Below are 24146 nucleotides of genomic sequence, written 5' to 3' on the forward strand. Positions count from 1 at the left end.
TTTTTGTACTAAGTATTTCTAACTTTTACGTGATAAATCACATTTGGTTTTGTTCCAACGTGCTCTAGCAAATGATACATTCTTTCATCTTCTGCTAATTTCGTAATCTTACTTTCCTTATCATTAACATCCCCAAAAGACATTGCTCCGTTAGAACAAGCATTTGAACATGCAGTTTGAAATTCTCCATCAACTACTTCTCTTCCTTCTCTTTTAGCATTTAAAATAGTCGCCTGTGTCATTTGAATACACATAGAACATTTTTCCATAACTCCACGAGAACGAACATTCACATCAGGATTTAAAACCATACGACCTAAATCATCATTCATATGATAATCAAACTCACTGTTTTTGTTATACAAGAACCAGTTAAAACGACGTACTTTATACGGACAGTTGTTAGCGCAATAACGCGTACCAACACATCTGTTGTATGCCATATGATTTTGACCTTGACGGCTATGTGATGTTGCCGCTACCGGACAAACTGTCTCACATGGTGCATGATTACAATGTTGACACATTACAGGTTGGAATGAAACCTGAGGATTATCCCCTGCTTTCTCCATTTCGTTAAACGTAGACAATGAACTTGATAAACCAGAAATATTCTCTTTTCTTTCGTTATCACCTTCAAAAGTACTTTCAGAAGAATAATATCTGTCAATACGCAACCAGTGCATATCACGACTTCTTCTTATTTCAGATTTCCCTACTACAGGAACATTGTTTTCTGCATGACAAGCAATTACACAAGCCCCACAACCAGTACAAGCATTCAAGTCAATAGAAAGATTAAAGTGATGTCCGACAGAACGATCAAATGAAGTCCATAAATCCACTTTAGTAGCTTCTACTTCCTCATGGTTCAAAGATACCATCGGAACTTCATTCCAAAACTTAGCATCTTTAGTATTGAATATCTCCAAAGAAGTTTCTTTGATAATATCACCTCGACCCATTAATGTTTTTTGACCTTGAACACAAGCAAACTCATGATCTCCGTCCGCTTTAACTAATGTAACAGATTGTACATCATTAAAACCTTTATATAAAGAGTAAGCATTTATACCTACTTGCATTTCTTCTTTCAAAGCCGCTTTACGACCATAACCCAAAGCCAATCCAATCGTACCAACTGCCTGACCTGGTTGAACAATTACCGGAACATTATCTAGCTTTAAACCATCAGCCGTAGTAATTGTAGCATAACTTCCGTTTAGACCACCATTAGCAACGATTTCATTAGACATTGACAATGCTTTCGCATCTGCATTTGAAACAGTAACATAATTATCCCAAGATACTCTTGTGATAGGGTCAGGAAACTCTTGCAACCAAGGATTATTAGCCTGTTGACCATCACCCATCCCTGTTTTGGTATATAATACCAATTCAAAACCTGCAACAGCTTTCGATTTGCCTAATGCACTTGCAGCAGCATTAAAATCAGTAGAACTACTAGATAAAGACTGAGTAACCCCAACATAAACACCATCATGAACTATTTTATTCCAAGTAGCACCTGAAATAATAGAAGATGAATTTGCTTTTAAATAATCATAATAAGCACCAGACAAACCATTTAAAGACATTAAAACATCTTGAAATTGCTTTGTATCAAACAATGGACGAATGGTAGGCTGTGTTAAACTATAAGTTCCTTTAGTAAGACTCAAATCACCCCATGCTTCTAAGTAATGAGGCACCGGAGCAGCTATTGTACTAACCAAAGCCGTTTCATGTTCTTTTAAAGTTAAAGAAACAGAAGTAGTCACTTTTTTAAGTCCTTCAACGAAAGACGCTGTATCTGCTAATGTATAAACTGGATTAACGCCACTCATTATCAAAGTATGAACGCTTCCCGCTTTCATATCCTTAACCAACTGAGCTACTTTTTCGTCTGATCCTTTTCTTATTTGTCTTGTCCCAGAAGTACTAAAAGCTTCACTGGCCAAAACTTGATTAATAGCCAAAACTAATAACTGAGCATTTTTATCTTGAATACCCGAAACCAAAAGTCCTTTTGAACCAGCAGATCTTAATTGCTGCGCCGCTTTTGTTACTTCAGACTTAAACTTATCTTCTAAATTAACAGCAACAGAAGAACCAGTAACTATATTATATATGTGTACTAATGCTTGTTTTTGATTTGCAGTTGACATTGGCAAACGCTTATCAGCAGCAGCACCAGACAAAGTCATGTTTGCTTCTAACTGAAAATGACGCGACATCTTTCCATTTTTAGGAACTCTACCTTTAGTATAACCTGAATCATACCCCCCACCTTGCCAATCACCAAGAAAATCTGCACCTACAGAAACTATAAGTGATGCTTTTGAAAAATCATAATCCACTAAAGCTCTTTCACCGTAAACAGCTTCAAAAGCATCTAAAGTTTCAGATGAAGAAACTGCATCATAAATGACATGTTTCGAGTTTGGATTCGCAGCAATAAATTGCCCGATTAATTTTTCAGTAGATGGACTAGCCAAAGTATTAGTCAACAATACTACTTGTCCACCTTTAGCCTTAGCATCAAGTATACTTGATTTAATTTTTGAATCTACAGCAGACCAAGTTGAATCTTTCCCTCCAATTTTTGGCTCTTTCAAACGCATATTATCATACAAGGACAGTATCGACGCATGAATTCTTGCATTAGCTGTGAAATTAGCTCCTGAAATAGTGTTATTGTCTATTTTAATAGGACGCCCTTCACGAGTTTTAACAAGTAGGTTTGCAAAATCAAAACCATCAAAAACAGAAGTAGCATAGTAATCCGCTACTCCAGGTATGATTTGTTCCGGCTGCAATACATAAGGAATCGACTTGTTAACTGGACCCTCACAAGCAGCTAGCGTAGCCGCTGCAGTACTGAATCCAACGTACTTTAAAAAGTCACGACGTGATGTTGAAGAAGACATCGCCTCTTTACTTCCTAAAAATTCTTCTGTAGGAATTGCTTCAACAAATTCGTTATTTCTAAGCGCCTCAACAATAGAACCATTTTCTAGTTCTTCAACACTTTTCCAGTATTTTTTGTTTGATGACATTTTATATAAATATTAAAATCTTAATAATTTGATTAATAGTGACATTTACCACACTCTAATCCACCCATTTGTGCTGCCGTTAACTTGTCAACACCGTATTTTTTAGAAAGTTCATCATGAATTTTGGTATAATATTCATTCCCTTCCATTTTAACATTCGTCACTCTGTGACAATTAATACACCAACCCATTGTTAACGGAGCGAATTGTTTTTGAATCTCATACGTTTCAACAGGACCGTGACATGTCTGACATTCAATTCCAGCAACAGTTACGTGCTGCGAGTGATTGAAATAAACAAAATCAGGTAAATTGTGAATACGGACCCATTTCACAGGTTCCGTTTTACCAGTATAAGACTGAGATGTTTGATCCCATCCTACTGCCTTATATAGCTTCTGGATTTGTTCATCGTAGAATGCTTTGCTGTATTCCGGCGTAGCAGTACTTTCAGCAACTTCAGCAATATTTTTATGACAGTTCATACAAACATTCAAAGAAGGAATTCCTGAGTGCTTACTTACTCTGGCCGAAGAGTGACAATACTTACAATTAATCTCATTGTCACCAGCATGAATTCTGTGAGAATAATGAATCGGTTGAATTGGCTCATAGCCTTGATCAACACCTATTTGCATTAAAAAGCCGTATACAAAATACGCACTTGCCAACAGTAAAAATATCGCAGTTACCAATACCAAGAATTGATTTTTAGCAAACGCAACCCATATAGGAGTAGTAGGCGTTTTCGGCGCCACTTCTATACCGTTTACTTTCGCCACTTTTCGCAAAACATTGTTTACCAAAACCAACATAACAACTAAAATCGCCATAACAAGAGCTAGAGCACCTAAAATTATATTATTAGATATTCCACTTTGATCAGAAGACCCGGCGACAGCAGCGCCTGGAACAGGAGCCGGAGCAACAGCTTTCTCTTCAGAAGTATAAGCAATGATGTCATCAATATCACCTTCCGATAGCGTAGGAAAGGCAGTCATAGCGACCTTATTATTCTCCTCATAGACCTTTACAGCAGCTGCATCTCCTGATTTTATCAGTTCAGCGCTGTTATGAATCCACTTGTAAAGCCATGGCATATCATGTTTATTAGCAATACCTCTAAGCATTGGACCCGTCGCTTTAGCATCAAGCTTATGACATGCGGCACAATTTGCATTAAAAAGTTCTTTACCCTTAACCGGGTCACCACCTTGAGTAGCTGCTGGAGCCTCAGTTGCGGCTGCTGGAGTAGCATCTTGCGCAACAGAAGTTAAGGAAACAGCCAGCATTACAGCTAAGCTTAAAAATAGTTTCCTTGAGTTCGAATTATGGTTACCCACCTTTTTCATAAAATATAATGATTATCTACTAAAAATTGGCACAGTTTTCTCTATAAACATAGAGAGAGAAACTGATCCGTTATTTTAAACTTCGACAAAAATACGACTTAGAAACTATTCTAAAAACCTTAAAATAATCTTAATTCCAATTTATAACTATTCTAAATAATAATCATACTTCACATTCATTCATTAAACACTATTTTTGTCTAAAAACCACTACGTTATGAGAATTAAAACAATAAAACCCTTCGTTTACTACTCCTTCATACTGAGTATACTATCCACAAATTCACAAGCACAGGACCGTAATATTACAATTACTCAAGATGCGAAATTTGAACAATTATTAAATGAAAAACGAAAAACAAATGCCTCAATCTCCGTAAGTGAGCGCTACAAAATTCAAGTCTTTAGCGGTGACAGTGATAAAGCAAAAAAGATACTAAACGATTGCAAACAAGATTTTGAAGATCTTGACGGCACTATTGTATTTAACACTCCTAACTATAAAGTTTGGGTCGGTAATTTCAGAACAAGGATAGAGGCGGAACGTAATTTAATTGGAATCAGAACAAAGTACGAAAATGCTTATTTACTGAAACCGGCGAAATAAAAAACAAGGCAGGACGATTTCTTTAGCTATAATTCAGCTCTACTTTAAAACAAGAAAACCACTCTAAATAGCAAGGTTTTCTTGTTTTAAATATGTCTAGTTTACTCAACACCGTAAGCGTCTATTTAAAAACTACTGCAAAGCCTCTGGTCAATTAAGCAACAATTTGTTTAGCACGAATTTTATGTACTCTCTATCAATAATTCCGAAACCGACTTGCAAACAATCAATCAATAATTACAATTTTCCGTTAAAACCATCTTGTCCTTATTCCTACCAATTCCTCCACGTCCAAAAATCTATAGTATCCAACTACTAAACAGAACCAACTGCAAAATACTTTACAAAACTGGCTAGCTTAAAAAATCTCCTTAAGATCAAAATAATTTTTCTATCTAAACGTATTTTATCAACGACTATTCTTCCCCTTCCCTTATACCCCTTCCACAACTCGGTATCAAAAGAAAATATGTAATTCGTGCGTTTATTAGTCAAAAAAATTGGAACACCTAAAACCCTGTCAAGAAGTACCGTAACGAACAATTCGATCAATCGGCGTAAACAGCATTCCTAACAACACAAAGGAGCTCCTTATTGCGGAAAATCAATTGTATTACCAATTACATCATTAACGAAATAATAGCGCACCATTACCTCCGTTTTGAAACAATATCTCACCGTTGAATATCATGATGACTTTCTATGACTACTCAGCCGTCACTAAAACCAAAGAGTTTAGCTTCGACTTTTCTTATATGGCTATTCCAAAAACAATTCCACTCCTGAAATTTAGTTTTGGTATAATCATCAAAATCTAAAACCCTCAAATAACTAAGGTTCATCTAGTTTAAATAAACTCCTTTTCCACTCACAAACAAAACTGCTGTTACACCAAATGCTATATTTGAATTCCATAAAAAGGCTATACTCTCGATTTCATTAGACTTTTTCTATTAACGAATACAGTTTTCGACTTCTAAAATTAGTCGGTAATCATGTTTTGCAGTAACATCAACGCCTACGCCTAAAATTGTAGAAGTATAAGTCCAGACAATTTAATACTTACCTTCTTTTCCTTCAATTATATATCAAACCACAGTTGTGCATCCTGTCTATTTATCTTATGAAGCTCACTCAGCAACAAACAATTAATTAACTCGAATTGATATTAACTTCTTAACCTCTTTTTTTTCAACCTATCCTAAAAAAACTACCCAATTATTCCACAAAAGAGCCCTTAGAACTAGTAGTGGATTTTTGAACAATTCCAACATCATAATTGCATTGCCTGCCATCACAATTCTATTAATATAAAAATCACTTTCAATCTACCTGTCACCTTCATTATGAAGAGACATTAAATAGTACCTAACATTTTGCAAGTTTGCCCTACAAAAAATAGACAAAATGATATAACAAGTGCTTTCATAAGTAAAATAATTTATTTCTAAAATGCAAAAAATCCCGACGAATCGGGATTTTTAAATTTATATCTAAATTAAAATACTATTTCAATTTTTTCTTGATTGCTACTTCATGGTATGCTTCAATAACATCTCTTTCTTCAATGTCATTATAACCTTTAATTTGGATACCACAATCATATCCTTTGGCTACTTCTTTCACATCGTCTTTAAAACGTTTCAAAGCACTAAGCTCACCTGCATGAACCACAACACCGTCACGAATAATTCTGATTTTCGCATTTCTGGATATTTTACCGTCCATAACCATACAACCTGCAATAGATCCTACTTTAGAGATTTTAAATATCTCTCTAATTTCAGCAGTACCAAGAATCTCTTCTTTCATCTCAGGAGCTAACATTCCCTCCATTGCATCTTTCAAGTCATCGATTGCTGCATAGATAATAGAATAGTAACGGATGTCTATTTCTTCTTTATCAGCTAACTGTCTTGCATTACCTGCAGGACGTACGTTAAATCCAATAATGATTGCATCTGAAGCAGAAGCCAACATAACGTCAGTTTCAGTAATCGCTCCAACACCTTTGTGTATAATATTAATTTGAATTTCTTCAGTAGATAATTTAGAGAATGAATCAGATAGCGCTTCAACAGAACCATCAACATCTCCCTTAAGGATCACGTTTAATTCTTTAAACTGACCTAATGCTATTCTACGTCCAATTTCATCTAATGTAATATGACGTTGCGTACGAACAGATTGTTCACGCATCAATTGAGAACGTTTAGATGCAATTTGTTTAGCTTCTTTTTCGTCTTCGAACACATTAAACTTATCCCCAGCTGTTGCTGCACCGTCAAGACCTAACACCGATACCGGCGTAGAAGGACCTGCTACAGTAACCGTATTTCCTCTTTCATCATGCATGGCTTTAATTTTACCGTGATGCTTACCAGCCAACATATAATCTCCAACTTTAAGAGTACCATGTTGAACTAATATAGTAGAAACATATCCTTTACCTTTATCTAAAAAGGCTTCAACTACTGTTCCTTGTGCTTCTTTATTAGGATTCGATTTTAAATCTAAAACTTCCGCTTCTAATAAAACCTTTTCCAATAATTCTTTTACACCTGTACCTACTTTTGCAGATATATCATGAGATTGGAATTTACCACCCCAGTCTTCCACAAGTAAATTCATACCTGCTAATTTCTCTTTAATTTTTTCAGGATTTGAATTTGGCTTATCTATCTTGTTGATAGCAAATATAATCGGCACACCCGCTGCCTGAGCATGACTTATTGCTTCTTTAGTTTGTGGCATGATATCATCATCCGCAGCAATTACAATAATCGCAATATCTGTTACTTGAGCACCACGTGCACGCATGGCGGTAAACGCCTCGTGACCCGGTGTATCTAAGAAAGCAATTTTTTGACCATTATCTAAAGTTACTCCATATGCACCAATGTGCTGGGTAATACCTCCTGACTCACCAGCGATCACATTTTCCTTACGGACATAATCCAGTAACGATGTTTTACCGTGATCGACGTGCCCCATTACAGTAACAATAGGCGCTCTGAAAACTAAATCTTCTTCTCTGTCTTCAACAACAGCGATAGAATCCTCAATATCAACAGTGATAAATTCAACTTCATAGCCAAACTCATCCGCTACAATTGTTAATGTTTCTGCATCAAGACGTTGGTTCATGGTCACCATGATTCCAAGAGACATACAAGTACCGATAACCTTAGTAATTGGCACATCCATCATAATGGCAATTTCACCAACAGTTACGAACTCAGTAACCTTAATAGTTTTACTTCCTTCGTCTAAAGCTCTTTGTTCATCATCAGATTTCTGACGGTGTGTATCCCTTTTGTCTCTTCTGTACTTAGCCGCTTTAGATTTCCCTCCTTTTTTACCTTGAAGTTTCTCTAAAGTTTCACGAATTTGGTTTTTTACTTCTTCTTCCGTAGGCTCAACTTTTGCTACAATTGCAGGTCTGTTTCCTCTTACGAATCCAGGTCTTGAACTTCTATTCGCATTAAAACCACCACCGCCAACATTTGGCGTAATCTTATTAGGATTTGGTGCACCAGGAACTCCGGGAGGTCTAGGTGTGCCGGGTTTAGGGGCAATTCTTTTTCGTTTATTTTTATTAGCCGCTCCAGCAGCACCGGCAGCGCCTGGCTTATTTGGAGTGATTTTAGGCTCTTCTTTTTTCTTTTTCGGTTTATTAAACTGAGACAAGTCAATAGTTTGCCCTGTTAATTTTGTCCCCGATAATTTCTGATATTGAGTTGCGATAGCTTCCTCAGCTGCAGCTTCCTCCGTTTTTGCGGCCGGCTTTTCTTCCGACACAACCACTTTTTTATCTTCTCTTACTGGTTCCTTCGCAGGCTCCTTTACCGATTCCTTTACAGGTTCCTTTGTTTCGACAACGGCTTTCACCTCTTTTTTGTCAGCAACAACTTTTTCATGAACCTTTTCTTTAACACCTGGTTTTTCTGTCGAAGTTTTAGCTTTAGGTGCTTCAGTTTTTTCGGCTACAACAGGAGGGACCTCAGGAGCTGGCTCCACTGGCGCTGTAACAGCAGCAGTTTTTTTAGGATTAAGATCAATTTTTCCTACTTGAACAGGTCCCGCTATAACAGCTCTCGCTTTTACAACTTCTTGCTGTTTTTTAAGGATCTCTTCGTCGTGCTTACGTTTGTCTTCGATTTCTTTCTCTCTCTCAACACGTAAAGCCTCTTTCTCTTTCCTTTTCTCTTCCCCTACTTCTTTTGAAGCCTCTTTTTTACCTCTGTCACCCGCAAATTGACCGCACAAGACATCGTATACATCATTAGAAATTTTTGTGTTTGGATTTGCTTCAATAGCAATCCCTTTATCTTTTAGATAATCCACAGCTCTTTCCAAAGAAATATTCAATTCCCTTAAAACTTTGTTTATTCTAATAATTCTCTCTTCAGACATAAAACCTTTTTATTATTACCTTTTTTGTTATTCCTCGCTTTACTTCCAACTCGATATCTACCGAGTAAGAATCAATTGTAAAGCGGCATGTTTATCGTTGAAGATTTATTGACTAACTATCAAACTCTTCTTTCAATATTCTCATTACATCTAGAATTGTTTCCTCTTCTAGGTCAGTTCTTCTTACTAAATCGTCCACCTCTTGTTTTAAGATACTTTTTGCCGTATCCAAACCAATTTTCGCAAATTCTTCAATAACCCAGCTTTCGATTTCATCTGAAAATTCAGTCAATTCGACATCATCATCTTCACCGGTAGCAATATCACCTTCTCTAATAACATCAAGCTCATACCCTGTTAATAGACCAGCTAATTTAATATTGTGACCTCCTCTTCCAATTGCTTTCGAAACTTCTTCTAATTTTAAAAACACCTCTGCTCTTTTAGTCTCTTCATTAATCTTGATTGAAGATACTTTTGCAGGACTTAGTGCTCTTGTAATATATAATTGAATGTTACTTGTGTAATTTATAACATCTATATTTTCATTTCCTAATTCACGAACAATACCATGAATACGTGATCCTTTCATTCCCACACAGGCTCCTACAGGATCAATTCTATCGTCATAAGAATCTACCGCTACTTTCGCTTTTTCACCTGGTATTCTTACCACATTTTTAACCATTATCAATCCGTCAAATACTTCAGGAATTTCTTGTTCAAACAACTTTTCCAAAAACACATCTGCTGTTCTGGACATAATGATTTGAGGCTTGTTCCCCTTTAATTCAACGCTTTCAATAATTCCACGAACATTATCTCCTTTACGGAAAAAGTCAGTTGGTATTTGTTTCTCTTTTGGCAAAATAATTTCATTCCCCTCATCATCCACTAGAATAACAACTCTAGGTCTTACATGATGCACTTCAGCAGTGTAAATCTCACCGATTATATCTTTAAATTGTTTGTAAAGATTCGTGTTATCGTGTTCGTGGATTTTAGAAATTAGATTCTGACGCAAAGCCAAAATTGCTCTTCTACCCAAATCTATCAACTTTACCTCTTCAGAAACGTCTTCACCGATTTCAAAATCAGGTTCGATCTTTCTTGCCTCTGTTAAAGTAATTTCTTCGTTTTCAAAATCTAAATCTTCGTCCGCAACAATAACTCTTCGTCTCCAAATTTCCATATCTCCTTTATCAGGATTTATAATGATATCGAAATTATCATCTGAACCGTATTTTTTCTTCAATGCATTTCTAAATACATCTTCCAAAATTGCCATAAGCGTTACACGATCAATAAGTTTATCATCTTTAAACTCTGAGAATGAATCGATTAATGCTAAATTTTCCATGCGAATCCTTTAATTAAAATGTTACTGTAACAATTGCTTCTTTTATATCTGCGTAAAGGATCTGTAATGTCTTTTCAACGGTCTCTTTTCCTTTACCTATCTTTTTAGGTTCTCTTGCTTTCCACGACAAAATTACAAAATCATCATTAGCTTCCACTAATTCCGCTTCGATATTTTCTGTATTAGTTTTCACTATCAAGGTTCTACCTACATTTTTCTTGTACTGTCGGATCTTCTTCAATGGCGAAGAAACACCCGCTGAGGCTACTTCTAAAGAATAATCCTGCTCTTCCCTGTCTAAACTGGCATCTATTGAGCGACTGATATCGATACAGTCCTGCAACACCACACCATTATCGTCATCCAAAGTTACAATAACTTTAAAAGCATCAGTGATAACAAGGTCTATTAAGAAAAGCGACGGCTTTTCTACAAGAGCTTCAGTCAACAATAAATTTATTCTTTCTTTAAATGTCATATTTTTTATAAAAAGAGGCACGCAATGCGTGCCTCATTATCTAGATTTTAATAAATAACGGTGCAAATATAGTGTTTTTTTTATAAATCGAATTGATAGAATGATGTTAAAATATTTCTAATCTTTATAGAAACGACAAAAAAACGATTTTTCCCATAATTTAACCCCTCTAATTATGAAACGAATTCTAGCTTCAACCGACTTTTCGGCAGATGCAGAAAACGCTTTAAGCGTAGCCGAACAAATTGCAAAAAGAAACAATATCGAAATAGCACTGCTTCATATGATGAAAATCCCAACCCAAATGAACAACACCATAACTGAACCGCAGGTATTCTGGAAGTGATGCTATTTAGTAAGAAACCCACTTAAACACTTCTACAACTTAAAGGAAAAGACCACCTAAAAAGAACACAAGTTATTGAAATAGTGTATTTTATAATAGCCTTTGACGGAAACTTATCCTTCAACAACAAAAACAAGATCGACTCATTAGTTGTGGGCACTCATGGAGTCTCTGCCTCCAAAGAGATATTGGCTAGCTCTAATACCTAAAAAGTAGTTCGACTATCAGGAGTTGCGGTTTTGGTAATTAAAAAAGACACTAATGAACTGAAATCGACTAATTTTATTTTCGCATCAGGTTTTTAGAAAGAAATAAAAAAAACCGTTCAAAAAAGATAATTGAGTTTAGTAAAATATTTTACGCAAAATTGAACTTAGTGACGATTTTCGTCACTAACAGCTTTAGATCAACTGCCCTTCAGAAAAAATAATGACAGATTTTATAGTTGATTTTAAAATCACCAACTACTCCAGTCCTATTTACAAGGATATAAATATCGAAAAAGGAATTATTAACTTTTTCAATTCCATAAATACGGATTTCACAGGACTATGCACCCACGGAAAACGGGCTTAGCTCATTTCTTCACAGGAAGTATCGGTGAAGACTCGGCAAACAATTCGGCACGAATAGTTCTAAGCTTTAAAATATAAAAAGGCTATTCTATTAATCCCACTACTATGATAAAGCATATTTAAAACAGAACCTAATCAGGCTACTTGTGTTATAAAATTAGTCCAAAAAAAAAGCCTCTCAAATTGAGAGGCTTTAGTTGGTCTACAAGGACTCGAACCTTGAACGACTGCACCAAAAACAGTTGTGTTACCATTACACCATAGACCATCGTTGCTGCTAAGCGAGTGCAAATTTATAATAAAATTCAGTTTGCGCAAACTTTTTTTCACTTTTTATTGAAAAAATTTTTACTTAAAATCAATCCATGCCAAATAAATTTTGAAAATTACTAAAAACCAAGCTATTACCCCTGAAATTAGTTTGACAGAAAATTTCGCTAATGTTTCCTACCTTAAGTAAAAAAACATTTTCTTTGCAACTTAAAATATAACTAAATTTCAACACATGAATAAGGCGCCATTCAATTTCAATAAATGGAATACGATTATAGGTTGGTTTACATTCGTAATCGCATTAATAACATATACCCTTACAGTTGAACCCACAATGAGTTTTTGGGATTGTGGAGAATATATCGCCACCGCAGCAAAACTTCAAGTTGGCCACCCACCCGGAGCACCTTTATTTCAAATGATTGGCGCATTTTTCGCCATGTTTGCTTCAGATAACGAACATATTGCCTTAATGGTTAATATGACCTCTGTTGTTTCGAGTGCCTTTACTATACTATTCCTGTTTTGGTCTTCGTCGATGATTTTGAGAAAATTAATTTCGAGAATAGCTGAACCAAATCAAAAAGAGAATGAGGCTGTTCAATTGAGTACAAGCAACGCTATTGTAATTCTGGGCAGTTCCTTTGTTGGTGCTTTAGCTTTTACCTACTCTGATAGCTTTTGGTTCAATGCCGTAGAGGCAGAAGTTTATGCTATGGCCTCTTTATTTATTTCCTTGCTTTTTTGGCTGGGTTTACGCTGGGAACAAGACATGGACTCACCGAGGGGAAATCGATGGTTACTAATTATTTCACTGGTTATCGGACTGTCATTTGGAGTTCACTTTATGGCTCTTTTAACGATTCCTTCAATCGGGCTGTTGTACTTTTTTAAGCATTACAAAACAGTTACCGTCAAAAATTTCATCATTGCCAATGTCGTTGTTGTTTCGATATTATTGTTTATTTTCAAATTACTACTACCATTAACTATGTCTTTCTTTGCCGGAACAGAGGTTTTCACTGTTAATGACTTAGGAATGCCTTTTGACTCTGGAACCATTCTGGTTACTATACTTCTTTCTGCTGCCTTTTATTTTGGTTTAAAATATACTAACAACAAAGGTCTTGTAACGTTCAACACATTAATCCTTTGTGTTCTATTCGTTTTAATTGGGTTTTCGACCTGGACAATGTTGCCTGTTCGTGCCAATGCCAATGTAAATATCAACGAAAATAAACCTTCAGATGCACGCGAAGTTCTAGCTTACTATAATAGAGAACAATATGGCTCTAACCCTCTATTTTACGGCCCTCAGTATACTGAAGTTTTTGCCGGTTTAGACAAAGACAAACCGTATCTTGACAAAGCTCCCAACTACGAAAGAAACTATAAAACCGGAAAATATGAGATTGTAAATAATTTCAAAAATGCCGTGCAAAATAGCGATGACAATCATAAAACTATTTTACCCCGTATGTGGAGTACAGACCATATAGCCAATTACATGAACTTCACGAATGCTCCGGATTTTCAACTAAATCCTGCCTATCCTTATGAAGAGGATTTAGCCAAATACGGAATTGACGCCAGTAAATTATCCGAAGAAGACTATAGCAGGGCTATTGGACAGTTAAAGAGCGAAATTCGAAAAACGGTAGCTGAATTTAGAACTGCCTACGCTCAAAAACAAATCGACAATGATGGTTATGTAAAGTTCCTGAAAAGTTACGGTGATTATTTAATCATAGATAAACCAACGACGGTCGATAACTTAAGTTTTATGTTCGAATACCAGTTTGGCTACATGTACGTGAGGTACTTGATGTGGAACTTTGTCGGACGTCAAAATGACGTACAGGGAAGATACGACAGTCAAGACGGAAACTGGCTTAGCGGAATAAAATTCATGGATGAATTGCATTTGGGTTCGCAAGACAATTTACCAGAAGATGTACTAAAAAATAAGGGACGCAATACCTATTATTTCCTTCCATTCCTTCTGGGACTTATAGGATTGATGTATCATGCCAATAAAGACCGAAAAAGTTTTTATGTGCTGTCGACTTTGTTCTTATTCACCGGTATTGCGTTGAAAATTTATCTGAATGAAAGACCTTTTGAACCGAGAGAGCGAGATTATGCTTTAGTGGGTTCTTTTTATGTTTTTGCCATATGGATTGGGTTTGGAGTATATGCACTGTACGAAAGTGCTCAAAAATATTTAGCACCAAAAATAGCAGGACCCATAATTATTGCGACGAGCATATTAGTCGCTCCGGTACTTATGGCATCTCAAAACTGGGACGACCATGACCGTTCCGGGAAGTATACCGCAACAGCAATGGCAAAAGCATACCTTAACTCCTGTGCCCCTAATGCCATTCTATTCACAATAGGCGACAACGATACGTTCCCACTATGGTATGCACAAGAAATAGAACACGTAAGGACTGACGTTAAAATTGTAAATACGAGTCTTTTTATGACTGATTGGTATATCGACCAGATGAAAACAAAAACATATGAAGCGGATCCACTGCCGATCTCTTTTACCCACGATCAATATGTGGGAGACAAATTAGATTATGTAGTGCATATTCCCAAAACAGAAAGCAGATGGGAAATAAAAGATTTTATGGACTTCATTAAAAATCCAAAATCTACGGTTGGCATGCAGAACGGACAGACCATTCATTTTTATCCAACCAATAAAGTCAGAATCCCTGTTGACAAGAATGCCATTATAAAAAACAAAGTAGTTTCGCCTCAATACTATGATTCTATTGTACCCTATATAGATATCGACATCAAAGGAAACGCCTTGTATAAAAACAGGCTAATGATGCTGGACCTAGTAGCCAACAACAACTGGAAAAGACCCATATTCTTTAGCCCTGGTGCTTTTGATGACGAAGACTACCTTTGGATGAAAGACTACCTACAACTTGACGGAATGGTCTATAAATTAGTCCCCGTAAAAACTGCAATCCCTAAAGATGGTAGCCCACTAGACATGGGACAAATTGATTCTGAAAAAATGTACACCAATGTCATGAAATGGGACTGGGGCAATAGTGACAGCGACAAAATATACCATGACATTGAAACCAGACGTGAGAGCATAACGTACAGAACAAATCTTGCCCGATTAATGGATCAATTGATTGCCGAAAGAAAGTTTGAGAAGGCAAAAACGATTATTAATTTAGCTGTGACAAAAATGCCATTGGATAAATTTGGTTATTACTCTTTAGTGGAACCTTTTACAAAAGGATACTACCAAGTGGGAGAAAAAGCCAAAGCACAAAAACTCTTGGAGCAATTGATGGCAAAATACAAAGACAATCTTAATTACTACAGCCATTTAAAGTCTTCAGAACAATCGAGTTTAGCTGTTGATATTATCACAGACCTTGAACGCTACAGAAGCTTACTGCAAGTGATGAAAGAAAACGGGGATTTGAACTTCTATGCTAAGAACAGAACTGTATTTAATACCTATATTCAAATGTTCGAACGATTCGGAAGAGAAAAAGAATAAAGAAGCACCCTAAATATCTTTTAAAAAATGCAGCAAAATTTATATTTTTTGCTGCATTTTTTTTTAATTTTATAGAAACAACTAACAAAATGAGCTTTTACTGGATTAAAACACATTCACTAATAAAGAAGCTTTTCTCTCGATATGTATGGGACTTCCCAAATACGAAAAATAAAGTGTACCTGACATTTGACGATGGGCCTACTCCTGAAATTACAGAATGGGTTTTGGAACAGTTAGACCTGCACAACGCCAAAGCCACTTTTTTTTGCATTGGGAAAAATATAGAAGCATATCCTTCCATTTTTGAAAAATTAATACAGAAGAAGCATTCGATAGGAAATCACACTTTCAATCACTTAAACGGCTGGGAAACCACAACCGATGACTACAACGCTAATGTTTCGCTTTGCGAGAATTCGATTAAAAAGCATAAAAATGAAGGCGGTAATTCAGACTCTAGAATCTTCCGTCCTCCTTATGGGAAAATTAAACCCACGCAAGCAAAAAATTTAAAGAATCTAGGATACGAAATCATAATGTGGGATGTTCTAAGTGCTGATTTTGATCAAACAATCACAAAAGAAAGATGTTTGAAAAATGTGGTTTCAAATATAAAACCTGGAAGTATAATTGTATTTCACGACAGCGTGAAAGCATTCAAAAATCTAGAATACGCACTACCAAAGGCCTTGGATTATTTAGATAAAAACGGATTCCAATGTGAAGCTATTTAACAACAGAGTAGAGTTAAAAGTATTACAATTGCTCTTGTACTATACCGATAAGAGTATTGGCATCCAACTCACCAGACTGTCTCCAAATCATTTGACCTCCTTTATAAATCATTAAGGTAGGAAGCCCTTTAATTCTTAAAGCATCAGCTAATTCTTGATTTTTATCCACATCAATCTTAATGACCTTTGCTTTGTCCCCAAGTGCAGCTGCCACATCTCTAATTACAGGATGCATAGTAACAGATGACTCATTCCAATCTGTGTAAAAATCTATCAACACAGGCACTTGTGCACTTATAAGTTCTCCAAATTTTGACATAAAACCATCGAATTTAATTTTTAAATCTACTAGAAAAAACAGACATTAATCTACAAATGTACTATTTTTAACTAATCATGCTACATTCTTGCCTTTTTTTAGTTCAATGACTGTGATCTCAGGCATAATTCCAACTCGACCAGGGTATGCATGAAAACCAAATCCCCTATTTACATAAACATATCTTCCTAAATTTTCGTATAAACCAGCCCATTGCGCATAAACATACTGAGCTAAACTCCACTTAAAATAACCAGGGATTTCAATTCCAAATTGCATCCCATGAGTATGGCCTGACAATGTCAAGTGAAAATTCTTTTCATGGCTTTTGATTTCATAATCCCAGTGACTTGGATCGTGGCTCATCAAAATTTTAAAATCCTCTTGACGAACTCCTTCTGAAGCTTTGTTGATGTCCCCTGCTTTTTTGAAATTTTGCCCCCAATTCTCCACTCCTATTAATGCAAATTTATCGCCTCCTTTTTCTATATAAGTATGCTCATTCAATAATAGCTTGAAATCAATTTCTCCGTAAAGGTTTTTTATGGCCTGAAAGTTATCTTTTTTATCTTGTTCTGTAGGCCAAGTGACATACTCTCCATAATCATGATTCCCAAGAACAGAATACTTCCCGTACTCGTGTTTCTTAATTCTATTGAACGTTTCTATCCAAGGATGCATTTCCTTAGCATCAGTATTAACAATATCACCGGTAAACAGAATCATATCCGAGTTTTGCTCATTTACCAAATCGATGGCATAATTAATCTTTTCTGGATTATCAAAACTACCGCTGTGAACATCTGATATTTGGGTAATAGTAAAACCGTCAAAGGCATCCGGTAAATCCGGAAAAAAGATGCGTTGTTTTATTACTTTATAATTGTACCTGCCAATGGTTATTCCATAAATCAAAGACATAAATGGAATTGCCGCTAACCCCAATCCTACCTGACTTACGAATTTTCTTCTCGAGGCAAAAAAGGTTGTATTATCATCATAATCTATAAAATATTTTATTGACCCAGCTCCAATTCTAAACACATCTTCTCCCAGTAATACAAGAGTCAACACCAATTTAGGAACATAAACTAAAAGCACTAAACCCATTGTAAAGAGCGTCTGCTTCGTTTGCCCCACAGAACTGTCAAATTGCATAAAGGAATAAACAATAAATATAAAAACCAACACACTGATGATCTGATAAGCGACCAAAACCCATTTTAACTTTATTAATGTTTTTAATGCTTGAAATGCATACAGTTCCACCATAATAAGGATAAAACTTAAAAACAGGATACGAAAAATCATTGTAATTATTTTTATTGGCAAAATAACAAATTAAGAAAACATTAAGTGTAGTTATTAATCAATATTTAACTAAAATCGCACCATTTTTTTGCTGTCGTGTTTTTCAAAACAGTACAAGTGTCGTCAAATAAATAGCTAACTTTATCTATTGTGAAAATTATCGCTTGTTGAAAACAGTCAGATAACACCCAAAAGCCAACCCAAACTTATTATTTCAATCATATATGACTATAGCATTTGTAGAATCACCGGATAAACTCACTCCAACTTTTAACCTATCCCCATCCCTTTTAAAGCGTTCAGCCCAAACGCAGACAAACCATTTATAACTACCCTTATGATACGTGACCACGCTTAAAACAATAATTATGTCTCCGATTTTTAGAAATATTAAATTCAGTTCCATCTTTATCTCTTAAGTTTTGTACTTTTGAAATCTTTACAAAATCACAATTATGTCAGAACAAAAACGTCTCTTTCTACTCGATGCTTATGCTTTAATTTTCCGCGGGTACTACGCTTTTATAAAAAATCCACGAATCAATTCTAAAGGAATGGACACTTCGGCCGTTATGGGATTTATGAACTCCTTGATGGATGTCATCAAAAGAGAGAAACCAGATCATCTGGCGGTTGCCTTTGATAATGGCGGGAGCCAATTGAGAAATGAAATTTTTCCTGAATATAAAGCGCACCGTGACGCCACCCCGGAGGCTATTAAAATAGCCGTTCCATACATACAAGAATTATTGCGTGCCATGCACATCCCAATCATAGAAGTGAAAGGGTACGAGGCTGACGACCTGATAGGGACGATTGCAAAACAGGCCGAAAAAGAAAATTACAAAGTCTTTATGGTTACTCCTGACAAAGATTTTGCGCAATTGGTATCTGAAAATATTTTTATGTATAAACCTGCCCGAATGGGTAATGGTATCGAAATTTGGGGAGTTCCTGAAGTGCTGGCAAAATTCGAAATAGAGAGACCGGAACAAGTGATTGACTTTCTGGGTATGATGGGCGACGCGGCTGACAACATTCCGGGATTGCCTGGTGTGGGCGAGGTTACCGCCAAGAAATTCCTAAAAGAATACGGATCGATGGAAAACCTTTTAGCAAATACAGACAAGCTAAAGGGAAAGATGAAAGAAAACATCGAAGCCAACAAAGAGAAAGGTATTTTATCAAAAACTTTGGCAACCATACTCTTGGATTGCCCTGTTGTTTTTAATGAAACTGATTATGAGTTGTCAACTCCGGATATCGAAAAAACAGATGCTCTTTTTAATGAGTTAGAATTTAGAAGAATGGCAGAACAGTTTGACTCCATATTTAAAAAAGGAGGGACCGCAACTGCAAGCAAGGCATCTGATAATAGCGACTCACCAAAAAAGGCACAACAAAAAAGCGAAGAACAGTTTGATCTTTTTGGAAGTGGAATTTCAGATGAGTCTTCTGAAGAGACCCCCCATAAATATTACAATACATTAGAAGATACTGAACATTCCTATCAGATAATTCAAGGAGATTTAGGACTAAAATTATTATTACAAAATTTATTAAAACAAACTTCTGTTTGTTTCGACACAGAGACTACTGGATTAGATGCCTTGCATGCTGAATTAGTGGGGATTTCTTTTTCCTACGAAAAAGGCAAAGGATTTTATGTGCCGTTTCCAGAAAATCAGGCTGAAGCCAAAGCGCTCGCTGAAAAGTTTATGCCTTTTTTCGAAAATGAGAAAATTGAGAAAATTGGACAAAATTTGAAATATGATTTAAAAATACTTTCCAACTATGACATTACTGTAGAAGGAAAATTATTCGACACCATGATTGCCCATTATCTGATTAATCCAGATATGCGACATAATATGGATATCCTGGCCGAAACTTATTTAAAATATTCCCCGAAATCCATCGAGACACTGATTGGCAAAAAAGGCAAGAACCAGAAATCGATGCGCGATGTTGATTTAGAGGAAGTCAAAGAATACGCAGCAGAAGATGCCGATGTCACCTTTCAGTTAAAGCAACTGTTTTCTGCCGAATTGGAAAAAACCGAGACAAAGAAACTTTTTGAAGAGATTGAAATTCCCTTGGTAAAAGTCTTGGCAGACATGGAAAAAGAAGGCATCAGGTTGGACACTGATTTCCTAAAGTCGTTATCACACGATTTAGACAATGATATTAAAAGACATGAAGCCGCTATTTACGAAGTAGCAGGAGAAAATTTTAATTTAGCTTCACCGAAGCAACTCGGCGATGTTCTATTTGACAAATTGAAAATTGGCGGAGCCAAACAAAAGAAAACAAAAACAGGGCAATATGCCACGGGCGAAGAAGTATTAAGTTACTTGGCTGATGAACATCAAATTGTAAAGGACATTCTTGACTGGCGCCAATTAGTAAAACTAAAAAACACTTACGTTGACGCGCTGCCCAATCAAGTGGACCCTGTGACCTTAAGAGTACATACTGATTATATGCAAACCGTGGCTGCGACGGGTCGTTTGAGTTCCAATAATCCAAATTTACAGAACATCCCAATTCGTACGGAACGAGGGAGACAAATAAGAAAAGCATTTGTGGCAAGAGACCAGAACTACACTTTAGTGTCTGCCGATTACTCTCAAATAGAACTGCGCATCATTGCTGCATTGAGCGGTGAGGAAAACATGATAAAAGCCTTTTTGAACAACGAAGATATTCATAAATCTACCGCTTCAAAAGTGTTTGATGTTTCTCTGGAAGAAGTTACCAGAGAACAACGTAGCCATGCCAAAACGGTAAACTTTGGAATCATATACGGTGTTTCCGCATTTGGACTAAGCAATCAAACGGATTTATCCCGTTCTGAAAGTGCTGCTTTAATTGAAGCTTATTACAAAACCTATCCAAGATTGAAATCATACATTTCAGAGCAGGTTGATTTTGCGCGTGAAAACGGCTATGTACAAACTGTTTTGGGAAGACGTCGTTATTTAAAAGACATTAATTCCCAAAATGCCATGGTACGTGGCGGAGCAGAACGGAACGCGGTTAACGCGCCGATTCAGGGAAGTGCCGCCGACATCATCAAAATTGCGATGATTAACATCCACAAAAAACTGATATCAGAAAACTATAAAAGCAAAATGCTGCTTCAGGTACATGATGAGCTTGTGTTTGACATTCACAATTCAGAACTGGAACAAATGAAGGAGATGATCAAATACGAAATGGAAAATGCGTTCAAACTAGATGTACCTCTAACTGTTGAGCTAGGCATGGGTAAAGATTGGCTCGAAGCACACTAGGAAGTATTTCCCGATTAGTAGTAATAATTAGCCCCATAATTATCTCATTTAGGTTTTTGACTTTACATCGCCGAAAATCAATCCATGCTTCACTATTTTACACTAGCTACAAAAACTAGAAAATCGTGGAAATAATTAGGCGCTACAGGAACTCCTAAAAAAAGAAGTCTAGAAAATAAAAAAAATCCATTTACAATTTAAAATTGCAAATGGATTTTTTTATGCTGTATCTACCCCGATAGTGATCACCCTTTTCTTGTGGACCCTCTTTCCTTTAATTTTGTTTTAATAACAACTGTTTGATAAGGAAGGTTTTCTTCTTTAGATTCTAATCTATCAATAAGTAATTTAGCTGACACTTCGCCTATTTCAACACCATGCTGACTTATAGTAGTTAAACTAGGAGTCAATCTTCTTGAAGCGAGAACCCCATCGGCAAATCCAATTACCGAAAGCTCTTCAGGAATTTTATATCCTTTTGATATTCCTATTTTTAAAGCTGCAACGGAGTCGTTTTCATCCAAAGCAAAAACACCGTCAATGGTGTTATTATCAAATATCGCTTCAATTTTACTATTCAAATCTTCTTCAGAGTCCGTACGAAGAATTATATCTTCATTTATTGGAATGTTATTGTCATTTAAAGCTTTTAAATAACCTTCCACTCTTAATTTACCAACACTCAAATTATCTACGGAAGACAACAAAGCAATATTTGTACATCCCAAATCGATTAACCGCTGCGTAGAATTTAAGGCAGAATCAAAATCATCAACAATTACCTTATCGCACTCAATACCATCTGCAGTCCTATCAAACATGACTATAGGAGTGCCATCATTAATAATCGCCGAAAAATGACTGTATTCAACTAATTTTTGCGCTTCTTCAGACACTGATAAGATAAACCCATCTATAGTACCATTACTCAACATTTCTAAAGTATGCGCTTCCTTGTCCATAGATTCATTTGAAATACACATAATAACGTTGTACCCTTTTTCATCCGCTACTTTTTCGATACCGCTAAAAACTTTGGCAAAAAAAGAATTCAGAATATTCGGTATAATAACGCCTATCGTTTTTGTCTTTCTGTTTTTAAGGTTTAAACCTATGACGTTTGGCTTATAGTTTTTAAGCTTTGCATATTCCTTAATTTTAATTTTCGTCTGATCACTAATTTCAGGACTATCATTAAGTGCTTTTGAAACTGTAGAAACAGAAACGTTAAGTTCTTTTGCTATTTGTTTAAGAGTTGCTTTGACTTTCATAATTTAGGTATGTGTTGACTTTATTAACAATTTATTAGACATCCATCTTACTCTGCTAAATGTATGGTTTTCTTTGATTGCAAATAGCCATTTTTACGATAATGGCTTTTTATTGCTATTTCGCAATATAAAAAATTTATTTTGATAACAAAAGTAATATAAAAATAGAAAGTCGCCACAATGTATAATTGTAAAAGATAACTAATCCGCGGCACATCAAATATCCATTTGATAATCAGGGATAAGGCGAGATAAAATTATTCTTTTAAGCTATTTGTATTTAAAATAATTAATTGTACTTTTGCATCCCCTTTAATGGGGATGGAATGTTTAATTAAAATAATATTATGGACGCATTAAGCTACAAAACAAAATCAGCAAGCAAAGCCACCGTTACAAAGGAGTGGATTGTTGTAGACGCTGATGGGCATAACTTAGGTCGTCTTGCATCAAAGGTCGCAATGATTCTTAGAGGTAAGTACAAACCAAGTTACACACCGCACGTTGACTGTGGGGATAACGTAATCGTTATCAACTCAGAAAAAATCAACCTTACAGGTAACAAAATGGACGAGAAAATCTACATGCGTCACACAGGTTACCCAGGAGGGCAAAGAACTTTAACTGCTAAAGTATTGCAATCAAAAAACCCTGCATTACTAGTAGAAAAAGCTGTAAAAGGAATGTTACCAAAAAACAAAATTGGTGCTGAACTTTTTAGAAATTTAAATGTTGTTGTAGGTTCAGAGCACAAACAAGGTGCACAAAAACCGAAAACAGTTAACCTAAACGATCTTAAGTAATGGGAGTTATTCACAAAATCGGTAGAAGAAAAACCGCTGTTGCACGTGTTTATGTTTCGGAAGGAACAGGAGTAATCACTGTAAACAAAAAAGAATTCGCAACTTACTTCCCAACGGCTACTTTACAGTACAAAGTAATGCAACCAATGTCTATGACAGAAAATGCAACTAACTTTGATGTAAAAGTAAATGTTTACGGAGGTGGTTCAACTGGACAAGCAGAAGCTGTAAGAATGGCCTTAGCACGCGTTATGTGTGAAGTAAATCCTGAATACAGACTAATCTTGAAACCAGAAGGTTTATTGACAAGAGATCCAAGAATGGTTGAACGTAAGAAATTCGGTCAGAAGAAAGCTCGTAAGAAATTTCAATTCTCGAAACGTTAATATTGCCTGTCTT

Annotated in this window: 16 protein-coding genes and 1 tRNA gene; 8 read left to right on the plus strand and 9 right to left on the minus strand. The window is 35.9% G+C overall.

The annotated features are described in order from the left end of the window. Positions 1–8: 8 nt before the first annotated feature. Together CXF59_RS10725 and CXF59_RS10730 are read right to left on the minus strand one after the other, a co-directional pair. A complete protein-coding gene (locus tag CXF59_RS10725; RefSeq protein WP_101137779.1) occupies positions 9–3059 on the minus strand; it encodes a TAT-variant-translocated molybdopterin oxidoreductase in 3051 nt (1016 codons plus the stop codon). A 32-nt stretch (positions 3060–3091) separates the two neighbouring features. Next, positions 3092–4411 carry a c-type cytochrome gene (locus CXF59_RS10730; protein ID WP_101137780.1) on the minus strand — a complete coding sequence of 440 codons (1320 nt, stop codon included), beginning with the start codon at positions 4409–4411 and terminating at the stop codon, positions 3092–3094. 217 nt (positions 4412–4628) lie between these two features. On the opposite strand from CXF59_RS10730, the gene CXF59_RS10735 reads away from it, so the two are divergent. Further along, a complete protein-coding gene (locus CXF59_RS10735) occupies positions 4629–5018 on the plus strand; it encodes a sporulation protein (protein ID WP_101137781.1) in 390 nt (129 codons plus the stop codon). Between the two features lie 1506 nt (positions 5019–6524). Here the strand turns inward: CXF59_RS10735 and infB are convergent. From infB to rimP, 3 genes are all read right to left on the minus strand, one after another. Next, positions 6525–9434, minus strand: a complete 2910-nt coding sequence (gene infB, locus CXF59_RS10745) for a translation initiation factor IF-2 (RefSeq protein WP_101137783.1) — start codon at positions 9432–9434, stop codon at positions 6525–6527. Between the two features lie 112 nt (positions 9435–9546). Continuing rightward, positions 9547–10794: a transcription termination factor NusA gene (nusA, locus tag CXF59_RS10750; RefSeq protein ID WP_101137784.1), complete on the minus strand. Its 1248-nt coding sequence runs from the start codon at positions 10792–10794 to the stop codon at positions 9547–9549. Positions 10795–10807: 13 nt separating this feature from the next. Next, the gene (rimP, locus tag CXF59_RS10755; RefSeq protein WP_101137785.1) at positions 10808–11272 is read right to left on the minus strand and encodes a ribosome assembly cofactor RimP; all 465 of its coding nucleotides are present in this window, start codon (positions 11270–11272) and stop codon (positions 10808–10810) included. Between the two features lie 175 nt (positions 11273–11447). Between rimP and CXF59_RS15425 the strand changes: the two genes are divergently transcribed. Both CXF59_RS15425 and CXF59_RS15430 read left to right on the plus strand, forming a co-directional pair. After that, complete coding sequence (locus tag CXF59_RS15425) at positions 11448–11618, plus strand: universal stress protein (protein ID WP_232758830.1); 171 nt, start codon at positions 11448–11450, stop codon at positions 11616–11618. A gap of 429 nt (positions 11619–12047) precedes the next feature. Next, positions 12048–12194, plus strand: coding sequence for a hypothetical protein (locus tag CXF59_RS15430; RefSeq protein WP_232758832.1), 147 nt, complete (start codon positions 12048–12050; stop codon positions 12192–12194). A 196-nt stretch (positions 12195–12390) separates the two neighbouring features. Here CXF59_RS15430 and CXF59_RS10765 read toward each other — a convergent pair. Further along, a tRNA-Gln gene (locus CXF59_RS10765) sits at positions 12391–12461 on the minus strand. A gap of 237 nt (positions 12462–12698) precedes the next feature. On the opposite strand from CXF59_RS10765, the gene CXF59_RS10770 reads away from it, so the two are divergent. Both CXF59_RS10770 and CXF59_RS10775 read left to right on the plus strand, forming a co-directional pair. After that, positions 12699–16010: a DUF2723 domain-containing protein gene (locus CXF59_RS10770; RefSeq protein ID WP_101137786.1), complete on the plus strand. Its 3312-nt coding sequence runs from the start codon at positions 12699–12701 to the stop codon at positions 16008–16010. Between the two features lie 89 nt (positions 16011–16099). Then, positions 16100–16747 (plus strand): polysaccharide deacetylase family protein, encoded by a 648-nt coding sequence (locus CXF59_RS10775; protein WP_101137787.1) that lies wholly within the window; start codon positions 16100–16102, stop codon positions 16745–16747. A gap of 22 nt (positions 16748–16769) precedes the next feature. On the opposite strand, the gene CXF59_RS10780 is transcribed toward CXF59_RS10775, so the two are convergent. Next, positions 16770–17066: a co-chaperone YbbN gene (locus CXF59_RS10780; RefSeq protein ID WP_101137788.1), complete on the minus strand. Its 297-nt coding sequence runs from the start codon at positions 17064–17066 to the stop codon at positions 16770–16772. 75 nt (positions 17067–17141) lie between these two features. Next, positions 17142–18377, minus strand: a complete 1236-nt coding sequence (locus CXF59_RS10785; protein WP_101137789.1) for a metallophosphoesterase — start codon at positions 18375–18377, stop codon at positions 17142–17144. Between the two features lie 455 nt (positions 18378–18832). Between CXF59_RS10785 and polA the strand changes: the two genes are divergently transcribed. Continuing rightward, the gene (gene polA, locus CXF59_RS10795) at positions 18833–21673 is read left to right on the plus strand and encodes a DNA polymerase I (RefSeq protein ID WP_101137791.1); all 2841 of its coding nucleotides are present in this window, start codon (positions 18833–18835) and stop codon (positions 21671–21673) included. A 245-nt stretch (positions 21674–21918) separates the two neighbouring features. Here polA and CXF59_RS10800 read toward each other — a convergent pair whose 3' ends face one another. Further along, positions 21919–22944, minus strand: a complete 1026-nt coding sequence (locus CXF59_RS10800) for a LacI family DNA-binding transcriptional regulator (RefSeq protein ID WP_101137792.1) — start codon at positions 22942–22944, stop codon at positions 21919–21921. A gap of 347 nt (positions 22945–23291) precedes the next feature. Between CXF59_RS10800 and rplM the strand changes: the two genes are divergently transcribed. Next, positions 23292–23747, plus strand: a complete 456-nt coding sequence (gene rplM, locus CXF59_RS10805; RefSeq protein WP_016988568.1) for a 50S ribosomal protein L13 — start codon at positions 23292–23294, stop codon at positions 23745–23747. Continuing rightward, positions 23747–24133, plus strand: a complete 387-nt coding sequence (gene rpsI / locus CXF59_RS10810; protein WP_016988569.1) for a 30S ribosomal protein S9 — start codon at positions 23747–23749, stop codon at positions 24131–24133. Before rplM ends, rpsI begins: the two co-directional genes overlap by 1 nt. The last annotated feature ends 13 nt before the right edge of the window (positions 24134–24146 follow it).

This window comes from Flavobacterium sp. ALD4 (assembly GCF_002836475.1).
Taxonomy (GTDB): Bacteria; Bacteroidota; Bacteroidia; order Flavobacteriales; family Flavobacteriaceae; genus Flavobacterium.